This window comes from Natronomonas gomsonensis (assembly GCF_013391635.1).
GTDB classification, from domain to species: domain Archaea; phylum Halobacteriota; class Halobacteria; order Halobacteriales; family Haloarculaceae; genus Natronomonas; species Natronomonas gomsonensis_A.
The window spans coordinates 1011220-1030889 of sequence record NZ_JACAWU010000001.1; the positions used below are offsets into that span (position 1 = coordinate 1011220).

Annotated in this window: 21 protein-coding genes; 7 read left to right on the plus strand and 14 right to left on the minus strand. The window is 65.8% G+C overall.

Going from position 1 to position 19670, the window contains the following annotated elements:
- Positions 1-13 precede the first annotated feature (13 nt).
- Together pyk and trxA are read right to left on the minus strand one after the other, a co-directional pair.
- A complete protein-coding gene (pyk, locus tag HWX69_RS05265) occupies positions 14-1771 on the minus strand; it encodes a pyruvate kinase (protein ID WP_178916044.1) in 1758 nt (585 codons plus the stop codon).
- Between the two features lie 43 nt (positions 1772-1814).
- Positions 1815-2171, minus strand: a complete 357-nt coding sequence (gene trxA / locus HWX69_RS05270) for a thioredoxin (protein WP_178916045.1) — start codon at positions 2169-2171, stop codon at positions 1815-1817.
- 100 nt (positions 2172-2271) lie between these two features.
- Between trxA and HWX69_RS05275 the strand changes: the two genes are divergently transcribed.
- On the plus strand, positions 2272-2475 hold the full coding sequence (locus HWX69_RS05275) for a hypothetical protein (protein WP_178916046.1): 204 nt from the start codon (positions 2272-2274) through the stop codon (positions 2473-2475).
- A 50-nt stretch (positions 2476-2525) separates the two neighbouring features.
- On the opposite strand, the gene HWX69_RS05280 is transcribed toward HWX69_RS05275, so the two are convergent.
- The 5 genes from HWX69_RS05280 to HWX69_RS05300 form a co-directional block, all read right to left on the minus strand.
- The gene (locus tag HWX69_RS05280) at positions 2526-2930 is read right to left on the minus strand and encodes a helix-turn-helix domain-containing protein (protein ID WP_178916047.1); all 405 of its coding nucleotides are present in this window, start codon (positions 2928-2930) and stop codon (positions 2526-2528) included.
- Between the two features lie 77 nt (positions 2931-3007).
- Positions 3008-4192 carry an inorganic phosphate transporter gene (locus HWX69_RS05285; protein WP_178916048.1) on the minus strand — a complete coding sequence of 395 codons (1185 nt, stop codon included), beginning with the start codon at positions 4190-4192 and terminating at the stop codon, positions 3008-3010.
- A 29-nt stretch (positions 4193-4221) separates the two neighbouring features.
- Complete coding sequence (locus HWX69_RS05290; protein WP_178916049.1) at positions 4222-4680, minus strand: DUF6691 family protein; 459 nt, start codon at positions 4678-4680, stop codon at positions 4222-4224.
- The gene (locus HWX69_RS05295) at positions 4680-5237 is read right to left on the minus strand and encodes a YeeE/YedE family protein (RefSeq protein WP_178916050.1); all 558 of its coding nucleotides are present in this window, start codon (positions 5235-5237) and stop codon (positions 4680-4682) included. The genes HWX69_RS05290 and HWX69_RS05295 overlap by 1 nt, the downstream gene beginning before the upstream one ends.
- Before the next feature lie 8 nt (positions 5238-5245).
- On the minus strand, positions 5246-6439 hold the full coding sequence (locus HWX69_RS05300; protein ID WP_178916615.1) for an MBL fold metallo-hydrolase: 1194 nt from the start codon (positions 6437-6439) through the stop codon (positions 5246-5248).
- Between the two features lie 254 nt (positions 6440-6693).
- On the opposite strand from HWX69_RS05300, the gene HWX69_RS05305 reads away from it, so the two are divergent.
- The 4 genes from HWX69_RS05305 to HWX69_RS05320 all read left to right on the plus strand — a co-directional run bounded on the left by HWX69_RS05305 (position 6694) and on the right by HWX69_RS05320 (position 10366).
- Positions 6694-6939, plus strand: coding sequence for a sulfurtransferase TusA family protein (locus HWX69_RS05305; RefSeq protein ID WP_178916051.1), 246 nt, complete (start codon positions 6694-6696; stop codon positions 6937-6939).
- A gap of 1 nt (position 6940) precedes the next feature.
- The gene (locus HWX69_RS05310) at positions 6941-7522 is read left to right on the plus strand and encodes a DsrE/DsrF/DrsH-like family protein (RefSeq protein ID WP_178916052.1); all 582 of its coding nucleotides are present in this window, start codon (positions 6941-6943) and stop codon (positions 7520-7522) included.
- 214 nt (positions 7523-7736) lie between these two features.
- The gene (locus HWX69_RS05315) at positions 7737-8612 is read left to right on the plus strand and encodes an SDR family oxidoreductase (protein WP_178916053.1); all 876 of its coding nucleotides are present in this window, start codon (positions 7737-7739) and stop codon (positions 8610-8612) included.
- A gap of 104 nt (positions 8613-8716) precedes the next feature.
- A complete protein-coding gene (locus HWX69_RS05320; RefSeq protein ID WP_178916054.1) occupies positions 8717-10366 on the plus strand; it encodes a thiamine pyrophosphate-binding protein in 1650 nt (549 codons plus the stop codon).
- 14 nt (positions 10367-10380) lie between these two features.
- On the opposite strand, the gene HWX69_RS05325 is transcribed toward HWX69_RS05320, so the two are convergent.
- Positions 10381-11178 carry a DUF7537 family lipoprotein gene (locus HWX69_RS05325; protein WP_178916055.1) on the minus strand — a complete coding sequence of 266 codons (798 nt, stop codon included), beginning with the start codon at positions 11176-11178 and terminating at the stop codon, positions 10381-10383.
- A 162-nt stretch (positions 11179-11340) separates the two neighbouring features.
- Between HWX69_RS05325 and HWX69_RS05330 the strand changes: the two genes are divergently transcribed.
- On the plus strand, positions 11341-11853 hold the full coding sequence (locus HWX69_RS05330) for a TspO/MBR family protein (RefSeq protein ID WP_178916056.1): 513 nt from the start codon (positions 11341-11343) through the stop codon (positions 11851-11853).
- A gap of 24 nt (positions 11854-11877) precedes the next feature.
- Here the strand turns inward: HWX69_RS05330 and HWX69_RS05335 are convergent, their stop codons facing one another.
- The 5 genes from HWX69_RS05335 to HWX69_RS05355 form a co-directional block, all read right to left on the minus strand.
- Positions 11878-12981, minus strand: a complete 1104-nt coding sequence (locus tag HWX69_RS05335) for a 3-hydroxyacyl-CoA dehydrogenase (protein WP_178916057.1) — start codon at positions 12979-12981, stop codon at positions 11878-11880.
- Between the two features lie 54 nt (positions 12982-13035).
- On the minus strand, positions 13036-14358 hold the full coding sequence (locus HWX69_RS05340) for an amino acid permease (RefSeq protein WP_178916058.1): 1323 nt from the start codon (positions 14356-14358) through the stop codon (positions 13036-13038).
- 74 nt (positions 14359-14432) lie between these two features.
- Entirely contained in the window at positions 14433-15023 is a 591-nt protein-coding gene (locus tag HWX69_RS05345) for a VIT1/CCC1 transporter family protein (protein ID WP_218644738.1), read from the minus strand.
- Complete coding sequence (locus HWX69_RS05350) at positions 15020-15310, minus strand: DUF211 domain-containing protein (protein WP_178916060.1); 291 nt, start codon at positions 15308-15310, stop codon at positions 15020-15022. Before HWX69_RS05350 ends, HWX69_RS05345 begins: the two co-directional genes overlap by 4 nt.
- A gap of 67 nt (positions 15311-15377) precedes the next feature.
- Positions 15378-17927, minus strand: coding sequence for a calcium-translocating P-type ATPase, PMCA-type (locus HWX69_RS05355; protein ID WP_178916061.1), 2550 nt, complete (start codon positions 17925-17927; stop codon positions 15378-15380).
- 149 nt (positions 17928-18076) lie between these two features.
- On the opposite strand from HWX69_RS05355, the gene HWX69_RS05360 reads away from it, so the two are divergent.
- Complete coding sequence (locus HWX69_RS05360; RefSeq protein WP_178916062.1) at positions 18077-18871, plus strand: YihY/virulence factor BrkB family protein; 795 nt, start codon at positions 18077-18079, stop codon at positions 18869-18871.
- A gap of 186 nt (positions 18872-19057) precedes the next feature.
- On the opposite strand, the gene HWX69_RS05365 is transcribed toward HWX69_RS05360, so the two are convergent.
- A complete protein-coding gene (locus tag HWX69_RS05365) occupies positions 19058-19597 on the minus strand; it encodes a DUF1684 domain-containing protein (RefSeq protein ID WP_178916063.1) in 540 nt (179 codons plus the stop codon).
- Positions 19598-19670: the final 73 nt, after the last annotated feature.

Below are 19670 nucleotides of genomic sequence, written 5' to 3' on the forward strand. Positions count from 1 at the left end.
TGAAGCCGTCGAGTCACTGCGTCTCCGCGTCCCCCGTCACGTCGCCGTCGTAGACGACGCCGCGTTCGCCGTCGACGGTGACGGTTCGACCTCCGTTCAGTCGCTCCGCTGCCGACTCGATTGCCACCATCGGGACGCCGAGTTCGCGCGCGACGATGGCTGGATAGCCGGTCATCTCGGGGTCGGTGGCGACGATGGCGGCGACGCTGTCGAGGTCGCCGGTGAACTCGGCGTCGAAGCCAGCTGGTAAGACGAGGACGCCGTCGGCGGGAATCCCCGAGAGGTCGCCGTCGGAGAGTCGGACGACGGGGCCGGCCGCCCGGCCGCCAGCGATGGGTTTCCCCGTCGCCACCGTCTCGGTGACGGTGTGGACCTTCAGGGTGTTCGTCGCGTTCGTCCCGCGCATTTCCGACATCATCCCCGAGAGGACGACGATGGTGTCGCCGCTCTCGGCGAGACCGGAGTCGAGGGCGGTGTCGACGGCGCGTTCGAGCACCTCGTCGATGTCGGAAGCGGGCGGGGCCGAGTGTGGGTCGACGCCACAGGAGACCACGAGCTGTCGGCGGACGCGCTCGCTGGGCGTCGTTGCGATGATGGGGACGCCGGGTCGGAACTTAGCGATGCGGCGGACAGTGTAGCCGGATTCGGAGACGGCGACGATAGCCGAAGCGTCGACGTCGCTGGCGAGAAACCGCGCCGACCGTGCCAGCGCCTCGGTTCGAGAGCCGGCTCTGGCCGCCGGGACCCGCTGTTCGCGGCTCTCGTCGTACTCCTCGCTGGCCTCGATTTCCCGGACGATGCGTCCCATCGTCTCAACGACCTCGACGGGATGGTCACCGATTGCGGTCTCCGCCGACAGCATCACGGCGTCGGTGCCGTCCAACACGGCGTTGGCGACGTCGGAAGCCTCCGCGCGCGTCGGCCGCGAGGCGTGGACCATCGAATCGAGCATCTCGGTCGCGGTGATGACCGGAACGCCCGCCTCCATACACCGGCGGACGATGCGCTTCTGGATGAGGGGGACGGCTTCGAGTCGACACTCCACGCCGAGGTCGCCACGGGCGACCATCACGCCGTCGGCGGCGTCGACGACTTCGTCGACGTTCTCGACGGTGACCGCCCGTTCGATTTTCGCGACGACGTCGATGTCACCGCCGCCCGCGTCGTCTACGGCGTCGACGACGGTGTAGACGTCGTCGGCGTCGCGGACGAAGGAGGCGGCGATGAAGTCGACCTCGTGTTCGGCTGCCACCTCGATTTCCCTGCGGTCGGCTTCCCGGACGATGTCGAGTCCGAAGTCGACGCCCGGCGCGATGACGCTCTTGTTCGCGCCGAGTCGACCGCCCGAATCGACGGTCGCGACGACGGTCTCGCCGTCGATTTCGGTCACCGTCGCCTCGATGCGGCCGTCGTCGAGGAGGACCGTATCACCCAAACCGATGGCGGCGATGGAGTGGTTGAGACCGACGGTCTCCGTCGTGGCCGTCGTCCCCTCGACGAAACGGAGTTCCGACCCCGTCGCTATCTCGATGGGGTCGTCGATGTCGGCGGTCCTGACTTCCGGGCCGCGGAGGTCGAGCATCGTCGCCAGCGGGTCCTCGCGCTCGGCGTCGACCGATTGCACCTGCTCGATTCGCGTGGCGCGCTCGGCGGTCGTGCCGTGGCTGGCGTTCAACCGCGCGACCGACATTCCGGCGTCGGCGAGGTTCGTAATCGTCGCCCGGTCGCTCGACGCCGGGCCGAGCGTACAGACGATTTTGGCGTTCCGCATGGCTCACTCGTCGGTTCGAGGGGAGAAAAAGTGGGGCGCCGGTTTACGTGTACGATTCGATGAGCGACCGGAGTTGGTCTTCGCCCTGAACGCCGACGATTTCCTCGACCTGTTCGCCGTTGGCGAAGAGGACGAGCGTGGGGACGCCGCGGACGCCGTAGGCGGCCGCCAACTGCTGGTTCGCGTCCACGTCGACTTTCGCGACCGCGGCGTCGGTCTCGGCGGCCAGTCGGTCGACGATGGGCGCAATCATCTGACAGGGGCCACACCAGTCGGCGTAGAAGTCCGTCAGGACCACGTCCTGCTCGGCCACGAGGTCGTTCAGTTCGTTCGTGTTTCCGATGTGGACGGGGTCCGTCGGCGCGGCCGACCCGGCGTCGGACGTCGTTTCGGTTGTCATCACTCCCCCGTATGAGTCGGCAGTAATTAAGAGTTTTGGACAAAGCAGACAATACTGTTTCCACGAGACTCATTTTCCCTCCGTGCGTGGCCCCGGGTAGATGTCGACGGAAAAGCGCTGTCCGGACTGTGCGGAACCGCTCGAGGAGATGGAACTACAGGGAACGGACGCTCTCGGCGAACTCTCTATCGTCTCGGAGGGGTCAGACGATGGCTTCCTCGGAGGGTTTCGCGCCGACGAAATTCTGACGCCCGTCCCGTACGTCTGCCCGGAGTGTGGACGGACACTGCTGTATGCGGAGTAGGGTGAGTCCCTCCGCCCCCACCTTCCACGGCTCCGACGACGCCTTCGCCGTTAGCTTTCGGCCGACGGCGCGGCCATCTCGCCTTCCTCGTATTTGTTCTCGAACTCCTGGATGAGCTGGCCCATCTTCGCGTACCAGTCGTTCAACATTCGCTGCATGTCGTCGGTAATCTTCTCGGAGTCCGTCGGGAAGTAGACGTGGTAGTAGCCGCCCTGGTCGTAGTTGACCTGCTCTTTCTGGATGAAGCCGGTCTGGAGCAGTCGCTGGACCGAGCGGTAGGCCGTCGAGCGCTCGCGGTCGACCGCTTCGGCAATCTCGTCCACTGTGAGCGGTTCCGCGGCGTCAACGAGCGCCTGAAAGCACTCTCGGTCGAGCTGTTTGAGGCCGTGGAAACACTCGAGGAGTCCTTCACACTCCATGTCCTGCTGGAGTTGTTCGGACATCGAATCTGGCATTAGTATCGTTCCCCGCTAGGCACCACGCGGTTAAAAGACTTGTGTAGAAAATACACAATCCTGCCGTCTCCGCCGGCTCACCCGAGGAACACGAGCGACGCCATGGAGGCGTAGCCTACGACGAATGCGAGGCCGAAGGAAGCAATCCACGCGCCGACCGTCAGGAGGATTTTGCGCGCGCTGACGCTGTCCCAGCCGCCGACCGCCGCGCCGCTGCCGATTATCGCGCTCACGACGATTTCGTTGAACGAGACGGGAACGCCCAACAGCACGGCGAGTTGGGCGATGAGAAACGACGGGACGAGCGCGGCGATGGAGCGTCGCGGCCCCAGCGAGGAGTAGTCCTGGGCGAGCGATTTGATCATCCGCGGCGCGCCGGTCCACGAGCCGACGAGGATGCCGGCGCCGCCGCCGACCAACACGACGAGCGGCGAAATCATCCCCACGTCGTCGAGCAGCGGTAACAGGGGACCGACCGCGAGGCCGACCTGACTACCGCCCGCCGAGAAGGCCACCAGCGACCCGAACGCCAACAATACTCGCTTGAGTCCGCCCGCCTCGTCCCGCCGGATGTCGGCGTAGACGAGCGTCGCGACGGCGACTGCGACGGCTGCCGACAACACGACCGGGACGGCCCAGTGGTCGACTCCGAGGAGTCGACCTCCAGCGCCGACCACGGACCCGGGCGTTCCGTCCGGGCCCAGTCCCGTGAACGCGACGTTGGCCAGCACCAACCCGACGCCGCCCGCCAGAAGCGAGACGCTGAATCGTTCGGGCACGTCCGACCGGGGAAGCACGCTCGCGATACCGTAGGCCATCCCGCCGCCGACGAACGGCGTCAGCAGCCAGACGGCGCCGATTTGCTGGTATTTCGGCCACACCGGCGACCCGCCCAGGGCGAAACCGACGCCGATGACCGCCCCCGTGACGGTAAAGGCCGTCGCGATGGGGTAGCCGGTCTTGATGCCGATGGCCATCAGTCCGGCGCCGATGAACAACACGACGATGACGGCTGTCGCGGGCAGGGTGATGCCGCCGACGAGGCCGCGACCGACGGCCTCGGAGACGTTCGCACCCTGTGTCACGGCGCCGGCGAAGCCGAAAATTCCGACGACGAACGCCGCACGCATCGTCGAGATGACGTTCGCGCCGACCGCCGGAGCGAAGGGGGTCGCACCGCTGGAGCCGGCGCCGATGACCCACGCCATGAACAGACTCGCGAGTCCTGCGACGACGAAGAGGACGATGATGGAGGGTTCCATGTAGTGTAGAAACGAACTCGAAAGAAGTGTCAGTCGTCAGCCGGGGCCGCCGCGGCGGTGTCGGCCGTTCGACTCCGCCAGACGCCCTGTGCGTACGCGCCGACGAACATGCCGGCCAGCGCCCACAGGATGGTGACGTTGCCGACGCCGAGGCTGGCGTACGCCGCGCCGGGACAGATGCCCGACAGTCCCCAGCCGACGCCGAAGATGCCGCCGCCGATGAGGACGTTCTTGTCGAAGGACTTCAGGCGCCGCTCGTAGCGGTCGCCGGTCAGCGGCGCGGTGTCTCGGATTCGGGGCATCACCGCGAAGGCGATGCCGGTGACGATGGCCGCGCCGAACATGACGAACACCAGTCCGAAGTCCTCGAACAGGAGGAAGTTCAACACGACCTCCGGTCGCGCCATGTGGCTGAACCCGAGCCCGAACCCGAATATCAGGCCGCCGACGAGTATCAGCGGCATGAACAGCGGATGACGGTCAGCCATTACGGGCTCACCCCCAGTGCCGCGACGAGTTGTGCCGTTCCGATAGCGACCAGGATGAACGTCACCACGCCGACGATGGACGTCTTCGACGCCGAACCGACGCCACAGACGCCGTGGCCGGACGTACACCCCTTGCCGACTCGGGTGCCGATGCCGACCAGGATGCCGCCGAGGAACAGCCGCCACGGCTGTACGTCGGTCAACCACAGCGTCACGCCGGCGACCTCATACAGCTGGCCGGTGGTGCCGGGCTCGTACAGCGATGTCGTGATGACGCCGGACTGGACCGTCGCCGCGAACAGCGCCGCACCGAGGATGATGCCGACCGTGAACACGACGCGCCAATCCCGGGAGGCGACGTACTGCTGGAACCGCGATTGGTCCGAGACGTACGAGAGCGTCGACTCGAGGAACGTGCTCGCGCCGGCGGGAATGCCCGTTCCCAGGTAAATCACGACGGCTCCGAGGCCGACCAGCAGTCCACCGACGGCGTAGCGACTGACCCCGTTGGGGAACAGCTCGGCGGCCGCTTGAAGTACGAGTAGGTCAGTCACCATCGGCGGTGTTAGTCACCCGCGAGGGATTCCTGGCTCGCGGCACAGTTGTTCGGCCCGAGTTCGAGGGTGAACGCTTCCTCGTCGTCGACGGCGTTCTGTCCGAGGTTCGTCGCGATGATGTCCTCGTAGTTGGCCGGACGCGGCGGCATGTCCGAGAGGATGAGTTCGACGAAGTCGTCTTCCTCCATCGTCAGCGCGTCCATCTCCTCGACGAGGTCGCCGACCGGGGCGGTGTAGGTGCCGTCGTCGGCCGGTTCGGCGGCGTCGCTGAAGTGAGCGCCACCGATGAGCGTGTCGTCGGGCAGCGAGAGGACGCGCTCTTGGAGCGACTCGTACAGCATGCGTGCGGCTTCGGGGGCGCCGTCGTCGCCCTCTTCGAGGTCGGGGCGGGCGACGCTCTCGATGAAGAGGCCGTCGCCGGTGGCCAGAAGCGAGTCGTCGACGAGATACGAGGTCATGCCCGTCGTGTGGCCGGGCGTGTACACCGTCTCGATGGTGGCGTCGCCGACTTCGAAAGTGTCGCCGTCTTCGGCCGTCGTCAGGTCGTCGGCGTAGGTGACACCACGTGCGACCGCGGCCTCCGGAATGACGCCCTCGACACCCTCGGCGTCGAGGTTGCGCAGCCCGGAGATGTGGTCGGCGTGGATGTGGGTGTCGAACGCGTACTGCAGGTCGACACCCAGTTCGTCGGCGTCATCGAGGTAGCGGTCGGTGAAGGCACGCAGCGGGTCGATGACGGCGGCTTCGCCGTCGTCGTAGAGGAAGTACCCGAGACAGCCCGAGGAGGGCCGCTGGTACTGCAGGAGCGTGCCGGCGCCGTCGTAGTCGGTGACTTCGACGGCCTCGTAGATGCGGGCCCAGCCGTTCATGCCGTCTTCGAGGTGGTTGACCTCGTAGCCGCGCTCGGCGAGCGTCCCGGCGACGAACTCGCTTGCGCCGCCCTTCGCACAGAGGACGGTCACTTCGCGGTCATCGGGAATCGCTTCGAGGACGTCCTCGTCGATTTCCTCGTCGAGGAACTCGAAGTAGGGGACGTTGATGGTGGTGACGTTGTCGTCGTCGATGTGCCATTCGTCGTAGTCGGCTTCCATGCGCGCGTCGAGGATGGTGATGTCCTCGCCGGAGTCGATTCGGCCCTTCAGCGTTTCGGGCGTGATCGAGTCGACCGGTTCGTCCGGAGTCGGGAAGTCTTCGGCGTTCATGTCGTACATGCTCCCTTACTGGGTCGATGTACTAAAGAGTTTGCATAGTAGTTCATCTATAGTACAATACAGTGGGTGTGGGGTCTTCGGAGAAACACGTCCTACAGGGTCGAACACACGCATACGCGATCACAAGTTAGTTATACATTCCGTAGACGGTTGTTTGAGGATAGTGCAAGAACCGATATTCTTTTATCCCTGGCTCCTATATTGTGCGATAGCTCCAATACAGAACACGGAGTGAAGAAATAACAATGAGTGCAGAATTCGACATCTCACAGACGCTCGACGTGAAAGGTGCATCGTGTCCCATGCCGGTCGTGAAGACGAAGCAAGCTATCGACGACCTCGCCGAGGGCGAGGTGCTGGAAGTGCTGGCGACCGACGCCGGCAGCATGAGCGACATCGACGGCTGGGCAACAGGAACCGACGGCGTCGAGCTCCTCGAGCAGGTCGAGGACGGCGACGTGTACAAACACTACGTCGAGAAGACCGCGTAAAATGAGTACTGACACGCCCGCGGCGTCGGCCGACAGCGAGCCACTGACCGAAGCGGAGCTCCAGGCTCGCATCGAGGAACTGGAGGACAAAGTCGCCACGCTGGAAACCGACACCGCAGACGACACGAAGAAGATGACCATCGTCGCCACGCAGGGGACCTTCGACATGGCGTACCCGCCGCTCATCCTCGCGTCGACGGCCGCCGCCTTCGGCTGGGACGTCGTCGTCTTCCACACGTTCTGGGGACTGGACATCCTCCACGAGGAGAAGTCCAAGGACCTGAAACTCTCCGCCGTCGGCAACCCGAGTATGCCGATGCCGAACGCCCTCGCGGCGCTCCCGGGGATGGACAGCATGGCGACGAAGATGATGGAAAAGCGTATCTCCGAGAACGGCACCGCCACCATCGAAGAGCTCATCGAGCTCTCCTTGGACCAGGGTGTCGAGCTGCAGGCCTGTCAGATGACCATCGAGCTGATGGAGTACGACGAAGACGACTTCTACGACGACGTGACCGTCGGCGTCGGCGCCGCCACCGCGCTCCAGCACATGGCGGAGTCCGACATCCAACTGCTCGTCTGAATTTTTCCGCGCCGCGCCGTGGCGTTCCTTTGGCTCTGTCGTGTTCCGTAGTCCCGGATAGAGGTGGGGCTGCTGAACGTGGAAATTGACCCCCACACCCGTACGTAGCCCGCTTTCGGTCCCTGACGTTTCGAAGTTGATGCGGGACCCCCGAACTACGACGGTTCGAATGTAAACCTTGGAATCCATACCGTCCCGTCGTCGATGTCGTGGTATGGCTTCACAACCGTCTCCGGACGACGACTCGCTCTCGCCGCCGCCGATTACCGAAGACCGTGTTCTCCGACTCGAGGACGACCGCTTCTCGAGTGACACCGTCGCCGTCGTGACCGGCGCCGCCTCGGGCATCGGACGGGCGACCGCCATCGCGCTCGCGGTCAACGGCCTGACCGTCGTCGGACTCGACGTCGACGAGGACGGCCTCGACGGGACTGTCGAGACGGTCGATTCCCTCGATGCCGACGGGCGGATGGTCGCCACACCGTGCGATTTGACCGACGGCGACGATATCGAGGCCGCCGTCGACGCCGCGAGCGAGGAGGGGTCGATTCGCTACCTCGCCAACATCGCCGGGATGCAACACATCGCCTCCATCCCCGAGTTCCCGACCGAGGAGTACGACCGCATGATGGACGTGATGTTGCGGGCGCCGTTCCTGCTGTCGAAACACGTCATGCCGCACATCCGAGAGACGGACGACGGGGTCGGCGCAATCGCGAACATGTCGTCGGTCCACGGCCAGTACGCGACACGTGACAAGGCGACCTACATCACCGCAAAACACGGCCTCAACGGGCTCACACGCTCTATCGCCGCCGAGGGCGAGGGCACGCTGCGCGGCTTTTCAGTCAGCGTCGGTTACGTACTGACGCCGCTGATGGCCAACCAAATAGCCGACACTGCCGAGGAACGGGGCATCTCCGAGGAGGCGGTCATCGAGGACGTGATGCTCGGGCAGGCCCGGACGAAGGAGTTGATGATGCCCATCGAGGTGGCGAACCTCTTCGTGTTCGGCTTCTCCTCACACGCCAGACACCTCAACGGCGGCGACCTGCTGTTCGACGGCGGCTACACGACGACCTACGAGTGAAGTCGCGGAGTCGGCCGACTCCCTCGTTGACCGTCGATTGACGGGAGTACACTTTTTACCGCCGGACGTAACGGTCTGTCCGACTCTTTCGGGTCGAGAGGACGATGACAGGTACAACAGACGAAATCGTGGAATTGTTCGAAGCGGGCGGCGTCGACACGGTGTTCGGCTTCCCCTGCGAGCAGATGGACCCCTACTACTCGAGCCTCGCGGACTCCTCGCTGCGACACGTCTTGGGCCGTAGCGAAGCGAGTGCGGCGCTGATGGCCGACGGGTACGCCCGGGCCAACCGGACGGTCGGCGTCGTCGACGGCGTCGGCGGCCCCGGCGCCGCCTACATGAGCGCGGGCCTGTGTGAAGCCGACGGCGCCTCCAGTCCGGTCCTCGCGCTCACCGGCGACAACGAACGCGACATCCGCGGACGGGAGGTGATACAGGACGGCGACAACGAGGCGATACTCGGCCCACACGCCGAGGTGACCTTCGACGCCGAATCCGGCGACCGCGCCGTCGAAGCCGTCGAAGCGGCGCTCCGACAGATGACGACCGGCGTGCCGAAACCCGCCCACGTCAACCTCCCCGGCGACGTGTTCGAGGAGGATGTCAACTACTCGCCGGCCACAGTCGACGCGTCGTATCCCACCGACCGTCCCGCGCCCAACCCCGAACGCGTCGCGGCGACGCTGGACCGTCTCGAAGCCGCCGAGGCGCCGGTCGTCCTCGCCGGAGAGGGCGTGGTTCGCGCCGACGCCAGCGAGGCACTGACCGAGTTTGCCGAACGGACGAACACGCCCGTCGTCACGTCGATAAACGGCAAGGGTGCCGTCGCCGAGACCGAACCGTACGCGCTCGGCGTCGCGGGGCGGTGGGGGTTCTGTGAGACGGCCAACGACGCCCTCGAAGCCGCCGACCTCGTCGTCGGATTGGGAACGCGATTCAGCGACCTCACCACCGTCGGGTGGTCGCTGATTCCCGACGACGCCGAAATCGTCCACGTCGATTTGGACCGGGCGTGGCTGGGGAAGAACTACGCCACCGACGCGGCGATACAGGCCGACGTTCGGGCGACGCTTCGGGCGCTCAACGACTGTATCGACGCCGACGACTACGCCGACCGCGCCGACCGCATCGAGTCGCTCGACGCCGACCGCACCGAGTGGCGGGTCTCCCACGATGGCGATTTGCGGAGCGACGCCGAACCGGTCGCACCCGCCCGCGTCGTCGACGAACTGAACGAGACCATCCCGGCCGACGGGATTCTCGTCAGCGCCACCAGCTACTCGGGGTTCTTTTCGGGAGCTTTCTACGAGGTCGAAGAACCCGGTCTTGGCTACCTACAGGCCCGCGGCAGCGACGGCATCAACGTCTGTCTCCCGCAGGCCATCGGCGTCCAACTCGCCCGTCCCGACACGCCCGTCGTTGCCCTCTCCGGCGACGGCGGCATCGGCTATCACATCGCCGACCTCGAGACGGCCGCTCGCGAGGACCTGCCGCTGACCGTTGTCGTCTTGAACAACGACGGGCTCGGCTCCTCGAAGGCCAGCCAAATCGGCACCGACAACTTCCAACTCTCGACGGACTTCCACGAGGGCGTCGACTACGCCGCCATCGCCCGCGGCTTCGGCTGTCGCGGCGAAACCGTCGAGACGCCCGACGAACTCACCGAGGCGCTCCCCAACGCCATCGAGAGCGACGAACCGACGTTGCTCGACGTGCAGGTCGACCCCTTCGCGGTCCCGCCGATAGTGTTCTGACGGGCTGAAACGCGTCAGGTCGCGGCTTGGGCCTGCGCTTCGGCCAGCCACTCGGGGTCCGGAACGGTGGTCGACCCGACGCCGGTCAGCGAGTACGTCCACTCCCCGCTCACCGTCTCGCCGTCTGGCGTTCGCCCGGCGAAGGACCACGCTTCGTAGCGCGAGAGGCCGTCCTCGTCGACGAGGACGGTGTACTCGAAGTCGGTGAGTTCGAACTCGTCGGCCGACCCGGCGGCCACGCCACCGGCCCGGATGAGCGCCGAACTGGCCGCGGAGAGTTCGTAGCGGTCGACGGCGACGCCGTCGAACGTCTCGCTTCCGCGGTACGTCAGGTCGTCGTCCGCGCCGTACGCTCGGGCTTGTGAGAGCGCGATGGCCGTACCGACCACATCCGTCGTACCCTCGTAGACGGCGTAGGAGGCCGAATCGCCCGACCCGGTACGTGCGTAGGTGACGCCGTCGGCGACGAACTGCTCGGAGGTGACGCTGTCCTCGCCGCCTTCACCCGTGGCGATCACCGTATGCGAGCGCTCCGCGCCCAGGTCGGCGTAGAACTCACGAGTGACATCGGTCTCGATGCCGTTTCGGTCGACACCGGCGTACTGCCACGTCACGGTGAAACTGCCAGCCTCACGCAGAGTCTGCTCGGGGTCGCCGAGCGAAAACGCCTCGGCGTCGTCGGGGTCTCCATCGACAGTCTCATCCGAGGGAGTCTCCGCATCGCCGTTCGGGGCGACATCGCCACCGCCGGCACAGCCGGCGAGGACCACCATGATGACGACGAACAGCGAGAGCGTGCGGCTCGAATACATGGCTCTGGTACGTCAGCAGAGACGATAAATGAGTGCGCTGGCGGTTTGTGTGTGGCTGATTCGGCGGGTTCGCTCTACCAAACCGTGGCTGCTCCGAGGATGTCCAGCGTGTCGACGCTCGTTCGAGCGTACGTATTTGTCCGTTCGGTCGAATCACTCTGTATGGCTTCTCTCCGGTCGGACCTCCGAGAACTGGCCGTCGAACGCCCGCTCGTCGCCCTCGTCGTCGCTGTCCTCGCCGTCGAGGTGGTCGGCGCCTCGGGCGCCGTCTTCACCGCACAGGGCCTCGGCGCGTGGTACGACTCGCTCCAACAGCCGGCGCTGGCGCCGCCGAACTGGGTGTTCGGCCCCGTCTGGACCGCCCTGTTCGCGCTCATCGGCGTCGCCCTGTGGCTGGTGTGGCGGCAGGCAGATGCCGACCCCGAGGCGGTCCGACTCGCCGTCGGCGTCTTCGTCGTCCACTTCGCGTTCAACCTCGGGTGGTCGGCCGTCTTCTTCGGCGCGCGAGAAATCGGCCTGGGACTCGCGGTCATCCTCGCGCTCTGGGTGCTCATCGTGGCGACGATGTGGGCCTTCGCTCGGGTCGACCGCAGGGCGGCCCTACTGTTGGTTCCGTACCTCACGTGGGTCTCGTTTGCGACGTATCTCAACTACGGCTTCTGGACGCTGAACTAACCGCCAAGACGCCCCGATGGTCCCTCAGAAAACGGGGTCGTAGACGGCCGCGCCCGTCTCCTCGTGGCGTTGTTCGAGCGTCTCTCGAAGCGCATCGGTACCGAACATCTCCTCGAGGTCGAAGGGGCCGATTTCGCTGTCGCCGCCGCGTTTGAGAATCTCGTCGACCGTCGCTTCGTCGGCGATGCCGTCCTCGACGAGGCGGTGGCCCTCGTTGACCAGCGCCGCCAGAATCGGCTGGATGTCGTGTGGCTCCTCGGGGTCGTCCATCAGACACTCCTCGCCATCCCACTCGAAGAAGCCCGCGCCGGATTTCTTGCCGAGGCGCTCTGCGGCGACCAACTCTTCCATCCGGTCGCGGACGTCCGGCGGCGGGGCGTAGCGGTCGCCGTAGACCTCCGAGAGGTTGTCGACGGTCGCGAGGTGGACGTCTAAGCCGATGAGGTCGATGAGTTCCAGCGGCCCGCGGTCGAAGCCGACGTTTCTCGCGGCGGTGTCGATGGCCGCGGGGTCGGCCTCCAGCAGTTCCCACGTCGCGGCGCACTTGATGCTCGCCGACAGCCGCGAGAGGCCGTTAGCGCGGTACTCCCGGCGGAGTCGAATCGGCTCGCGGTCGATTGCTTCGGCGGCCTCGTGGGCGATGTCGAGTGCGCGGTCGCTCGCCTCGTCGCCGGATATCTCGACGATGTCGCGGCGAAGCGCGGGGTTCGCGAAGTGAAACAAAACGACCCGTTCGGGGTGGTCCATCTCGGCGGCGATGTCGCCGGGCGTCAACGAGGAGGTGTTCGTTCCGATAACCGCATCGGAGGCGAGGACCCCTTCGAGGTCTGCGACGATGCCGCGTTTGAGGCCGAGCCGTTCGGGGACGGCCTCGACGACGAACTCGGCGTCCGACAGCGCCTCGATGTCAGTGTCGTAGGCGATTCGCTCGGCAGGGCGGTCCGATACCTCGAGGCCGCCGGCGCGGAGTTCGGCTTCCAGCGTCTCCTCGTGATACGCTCGCGCCTCGGCCAACACGTCGGCGTCGACGTCGATTAGCGTGACCGCGTAGCCGGCGTTCGCCAGCAGTCCGGCGATATCGCGACCCATCAGTCCTGCACCGACGACGCCCGTTCGCTCGATTGTCATTGTCTGTGTTGCTCCGTCGGTGATGTGTCAGCCATTCCCTAATAGGTGTCGTGGTCACTCGACGGCCTCGGCATTCGACCCGACGCCGTCGACTCGGAGGTGATAGAACAGCACCCCCAGCGCGACCAGTCCCGCCCACGCGAGAAACAGCGTCGTCGATTGGGTCGCCAGCAGTGCGATGAGAAGCAGGTTCAGCGGCACCGCAAGTACCGCCATCGCGTAGACGACCCGAGTCGAGACGGGGAACGCCTCGCGGTCGAACTCCGAAGGCGGGTCCCGGAGGACGCTGATGGCCGCCAGCATGACGACCGTCACGACGAGTGCGCCGCCGAAGGCCAGCATCGTCCCCAGCTGTTCGAATGGAAGCGGTGCCAGCAGGATGGCCGCACTGAGGAGATACGTTCCGAGCAGCGTCCAGTGGGCCGTCCCGAATCGGTCGTTGGTGGCGCCGAGTGCGGCCGGGAACACGCCGTCGTCGGCGAGGGCTTCGGCGTACTTCGGAATCAGGATGAACGTCGCGTTGAGGCTGGTCGCGACGGCGAACAGCGCCCCACAAATGATGAAGACGGTCTGGAACGCTGGCGAGAGGAACCGCTCGGCGGCGACTTCGAGGGTCTGTCCGGCCATCCCCTCGACGCCCAGCGACCCGACGGCGACGGCGGCGACGGAGACGTACAACAGGAAGACGAGGGGAATCGAGAGGAGGAACGATCGCGGAATCGTCACCGTCGCATCCCGGAGGTCGCCGCCGATGTCGATGACGAAGTTCGCGCCCAGACAGGTGAAGTACAGCACGCCCGCGGCGGCGAGAATCCCGACCGGCCCACTGGCGAACGGCGAGGTGAGGTTCGCCGCCTCGACGGTCGGGGCGCCGAAGGCGACGAACGCACCCAACGCGACGACCAACCCCACGAACATCAGCAGTTGGACTTTCGCTGCGAGGCGAATCCCGAAGAGGTTCAACACGAAAAACAGCGTCAGCAGGGCGATACCGCTCGCGGTTGCCGAGAACGGACCCAGCGCCGTCAGGTACTCGCCGGCGGTCAGCGCGTACAGCGGCAACCCGCCGGCGAACATGCTGATGCCGAGTCCCCACGCCGCCAGAAACGCCAGCGCCGGGGAGACGAACCGGGCGGGATACCGGTAGTGTCCGCACGTCGTCGGAAACGTTGCTCCGAGCATCGCCGTCGGGACGAGTCCGAGAACGGCGATGGTTATCGCGACGCCGAAGGACACCACGACGCCCGTCCCGGCGATGTCGACGCCGACGCCGACCAGCGCGAACAGCGCGCCGCCGATGATGAGGCCGACCTCGATGGCGACGGCGTCCAACAGGCCGATATCGGCGTCCGACTTCGGGGTGTTGCTTGCTGCCACGACCCTCGTTCCGAACCAGTGACAATAAAACTTGACCGGCGAGGCGTTCGGGTCGGTCGGCGGTGGGCGGCCGTTCAACCGGGCAAAAAGAGGTTGATTATCGCGACGACCAGCCCGGCGAGTGCCATCCGTGCCGCGGCGACGTACCAGCGTTGGCCGGACATAGAGCCCATGTACGCCCCGAAGACACCCAGCACCCCGATACCGAGTGCGACCGCGATGAGCGCGGCTTCGACCATCGTCAAAAGCGTTCCCTCGAAGAGAAACGGGATGAGGGGGATGAGGATGCCGATGAGCGGTCCGAGGCCGCTCATCGTCGCGTGAAACAGGCGGGCACCACGCTGTTCGCGTTCGATTTGGGTGTCGTCGAGGTCGACGAGCATCGCCCGCTCGATGCGTCTGAGTTCGGCCTTGGTTTCGGCGCGCTCGATTTCCCAGACGCTCCAGACCGCCGACGTTCCGAGGCCGACCGCGGCCCCCAGCCCGATTTTGATGACCGTCGCGCCGCTGGGGACGCCCGAGAGGACGGCGCCGACGATGACGCCGATGCTGGTGAGCGTCCCGTCGAACCCGTTTGAGATGAAGTACCGCCGGGCGATGGGGAGAACGTCCTCCCGTCCGAGGAGTCGCCGCAGGCGTCGTCGAAGCGAGACCACGGCTCTCAGCCGTCCTGTAACGTCCGGCGGTCCGTGACGATGTACTCCCCGCAGGCGACCTGGTCGATGGAGTGGACCGTCGCACCGAGGCTCTCGATTCGCTCCTTGATCGTGTCGAAGGACACGTCCTCGCCCTCGAAGGTCAGTTTGACGTTCTGGACCTCCTGGTCGAGTTCGATGAGCGACGACGTGACGCCCTCGACGCTCTCGATGCCGGAGAGTTGCGTCGTGAACTCCAGAAGCGATGGTTCGTGGGGTTTCAACACGTCGATGACGAGCCGGCGAACTGTGGACATACGTTGTGGACAACCTCGCCGTCCAAAAGGGTATCCCGGAGCAGTTGTTTTGGTGTCTGCGCTGCCTTCAGGCCGGCGTCGTCCGCTTGAGCAGCGCGACGACCGCGAGGTAGGCGGGCAGCGCGACCGCGAGGACGACGCCGATGACGGCCCAGTCGCCGACGCCGAGCGGAACGGTTCCGAAGTAGTTGTTCAGCGGCGTGTACAGCACCGCCAACTGGAGCACCAGCGACGAGACGACGGCGAGCGCGAGCCACGGGTTCGAGAACGTCGGCGTCTCCCGCAGCCACCGGATGACGTACAGTTTCTCGAATTCGAGGGCGACGAACCCCGTGAACACCATCGTCATCGCATACGGCGTGATGGCGGCAGCCCCGCCGAGGGTGTAAAACAGCAATCCAAGCATGAGCACGGTCGACACTGTGCCGGTACCGACTATCAGGCCGAGCATCCGGCGGTCGATGATGCCGCGGTCGGACTCCCGGGGCGGGCGCTCCATCACGTCGCCGCTCTGGGGGTCGGCGCCGAGCGCCAGCGCCGGCAACCCGTCGGTGAGGAGGTTGATCCACAGCAACTGCACCGCAGGCAAGACGAGATAGCCGAACAGCGAGGCGAGAAAGACGAGCGCGACTTCGGCGACGTTCGCACTGAGCAGGTAGGCGACGAACTTCCAGACGTTGTCGAAGATGGCGCGGCCGCGCTCGACGGCCCGCTCGATGGTCGCGTAGTTGTCGTCGAGCAACACCACGTCGCTGGCGTGTTTGGCCACGTCGGTGCCGCGAATCCCCATCGCGATGCCGATGTCGGCGCTTTTCAGCGCCGGGGCGTCGTTGACGCCGTCGCCCGTCATCGCGACGACGTGGCCGTTGTCCTTGAGCGCACGCAGGATGCGGACCTTGTGTTCCGGCGAGGTACGGGCGAACACGTCGGCGGTCTCGACGCGCTCGCGGAGTTCGTCGTCGCTCATCGTCTCGATTTCCTTACCCTCGGTGACCGTCCGACCCATCCCGAGGGATTCCGCGATGGCGGCGGCCGTCCGGACGTTGTCGCCGGTTATCATCTTCACGCCGATGCCGGCGCGTTCGGTCGCCGCAATCGCCTCGGCGACCTCCTCGCGCGGCGGGTCGATGAGGCCGACCAAACCGACGAACACCAACTCCGAGTCGATGTCGTCGGGGTCGTCGGCGTAGGCGACCGCCAGCACCCGGAGGGCGTCGTCGGCGAACGTTTTCACCTGCTCGCGGACGCCCTCGGCGGCCGACTCGGTGAGGTCGGCCGTGTGGATGCGGGTCGACTTCGAGAGGACGACCTCCGGGGCGCCTTTCACGTAGCCGCGGTCGCCGTGGACGGTCCCCATCCACTTCCGTTCGGAGGAGAACGGAATCTCGTCGGTTCGTGGATTCTCTTCTCTGAGCGTCTCGACGTCGAAGCCGTACTCCTCGGCGGCGACGACCAGCGCCTTCTCGGTGGGGTCGCCGTCCTCAGTGGTGGCGTCGTTACAGAGCGCGCCGGCCCGCAACAGCAGTTCGACCTGTTCAGACGAGGTGTCCCGCCCCGTCTCCTCGTCGAGTTCGACGACCGCGTCGTTCGTCCACACCCGGCTCGCGGTCATTCGCCCCTCGGTGAGCGTTCCGGTTTTGTCGGTACAGATGACGTCGACGGAACCGAGGGCTTCGACCGCCGGGAGGCTCCGAACCAGCGCGTTCTCGTCGGCCATCTTCCGAACGCCGAGAGCGAGCGTCAGGGTGACGACGGCCGGTAGCCCCTCGGGGACGGCGGCGACGGCCAGCGAAATCGCCGTCAGCCCGGCTTGTATGGGCTCGGTTCCTCGGAACAACAACAGCGGAACGACCAGCAGGGCCAACACGATGACGCCGATTCCGAGATACCGCCCCAGTTCGTCGAGTTCCTGCTGGAGGGGCGTTTCGGTCTCTTCGGTCGCCGCCAACTCGCGGGCGATGGCTCCCATCTCGGTGTCCATCCCGGTCCCGGTGAGCACCGCGACGCCGCTGCCGCGGGTGACGTTCGTGCCCTTGTACACCATCCCGGTCCGGTCGGCCAGCGACGCGTCGGCCGCGACGCGGTCGGGGTCCTTCGAGACGGGTGCGCTCTCGCCCGTCAGCGCCGCCTCGTCGATTTCGAGGTCCGTCTCCTCGAGGAGCCGTCCGTCCGCCGGCACTACGTCGCCGCTGGACAACTCCACGACGTCACCGGGGACGAGTTCCGTCGCGGTGACCTCGACGGTTTCGCCGCCCCGTCGGACGTTCGCCGTCGGCGCGGTCAATTCACGGAGCGATTCGAGGCTCTGTTCGGCGCGGTAGTCCTGGACGAACCCGAAGAGTCCGTTGGCCACGACGATGACGGCGATGAGGACGGCGTCGACGGCGTGACCGGCGACGATAGACAGCGCGGCGGCGGCCAGGAGTACCCAGATGAGCACGCTGTCGAACTGCGCGAGGAGGATTTTCGGCCACGTGCGCGAACTCGCCTTGACGACGTCGTTTGGGCCGTGCGTTTCGAGTCGCTCCGCCGCCGCCGCCTCCGAGAGTCCCTCGACGCTGGTGTCGTGGGTGGAGAGGACCTCCTCGGCCGGCTGGCTGTGAGGGCTATCGGACACGAGTGTACGATTCGGCCCTATGGGTAATGGTACTGTGCCTCTTTGCGGGGGTCCACGGACGACCGAGCGCGGTCACTGCGCGGCGGTCGGCCGAGTTCGGCGGCCAATCGAGGGCAACGAGTTTTGGGTCCGAACGTTGGATACTCCATATGGAGCTCTCGTCTCGGGGCGTTCGCGACGTCGTTGCACTCCTCAGGGTGGCGAACGACCACGACGTCAAGTATCCGGCTGCCGCACTGGCGTACTACACGTTCGTCTCGCTCGTCCCGCTGTTGCTGTTGGGGCTTGTGGCGTTCGGTCCCCGGTTCACCGCGGGCGTCGAGGAGTCGATGACGCTGTATCTGACGCCCGCGGCGCGGGAGCTCTTCATCGATGCGCTGGCGTCGGTGTCGGGGCGGACCGGTGCCTCGCTGCTTTCCGTCGCCGTTCTCGCCTGGACGGGCGCGAACGCCGCGGTGGCGTTCCTGACGGTGCTGGGTCGAATCGAGGGTCCGGCCTCGACCGACGGACGCCGACTAACCCAACTCCGCGATGGCGTGGTCGTCATCGGTTCGTTCGTCTCCTCGGGACTCGTCCTCGTGACGACGAGCGCCGTTTCGCTTGCGCTCGCTGATAGTGTCCTCTTCGACAGCGTCGCCGCTGGCGTGCTGCTCGGCGCGCTCACGGTGGTGTTCCTGCCGATGTACTACGTCCCTTCGAATGTGGTGTCTGGACCGCGGTCGGCGCTCCCGGGTGCCGTCTTCGCCGCGTCGGGGTGGACCGTCCTCCACGTCATCGTTCAGGTGTACGTCCGACAGGCGTCTCAGTATGCGATTTACGGCACGCTCAGTGGTGTTCTCCTGTTGTTGACCAGCCTCTACATCGGTGCGCTGCTACTCATGCTCGGGGTCGCCGTCAACTGTCGGTCTGCCGACGGAGCCCAAATCGGTGCCCGCGCCGAGTAGTCGCGGAGTGCTAACTCACTCGCCCGACGCCGTGCCCCGATATTCCGCAGCGCAGTCGGTACACAGCCCCGTTTCAACGTCGTAATGGGCCGTACAGACGAGCGCCCCACACCGTGAACACTGGTGCTCGGCAGGTGCCGCCTCACAAATCTGACAGAGTGTTTCAACGCTCACGTATTCTTTCCCCTAGTGATACGCCTTTTCGCCGGCTTCGATCGGTACTTCGAGCCAGTTCTCGGTCGGTGGGAGCGGACACTCGTACTGGTCGGAGTACGCACAGGTCGGGTTGTACGCCTCGTTGAAATCGAGAATCCACGTCCCGTCGTCGGTCCGGTGGGTTTCGGGTTCGAGGTCGAGATACCGACCGGCGCCGTAGGTGTCCTCGCCGCTCGTCGTGTCACGGAACGGTACCCAGAGTCGGTCGTCGTCGGGGTCGCTCTTGTAGGCCTGCAGTATGACGGCCTCGCCGTCGACCTCGAACCGGAACTCTCCCCACCGGAGATACTCCCGCTCGCCATCGGTGCTCGTTGCGACGGTCACCGTCTCCTTGTCGTCGTGTTCGTGGAGGGGGAGTTCGAACCGATAGGAGTCATCGAGTCCGTAGTAGGAAAGCCCCTCGAAGGCGTCTCGCTCTTCCGGCGGAATCGGCGAATGCGGGTTCGTCCCAAAATACTCGTCTTTCGCCTCGCGGTCCTCTCGAATGGCGGTTTTCCAGTCTGTGCCCATACCATTGTATCGGCCCCGCGTGCTTCTATATGTTCGGCAGTTCCAGACCGTCGGAAGCGACGAGAGTTTCCGG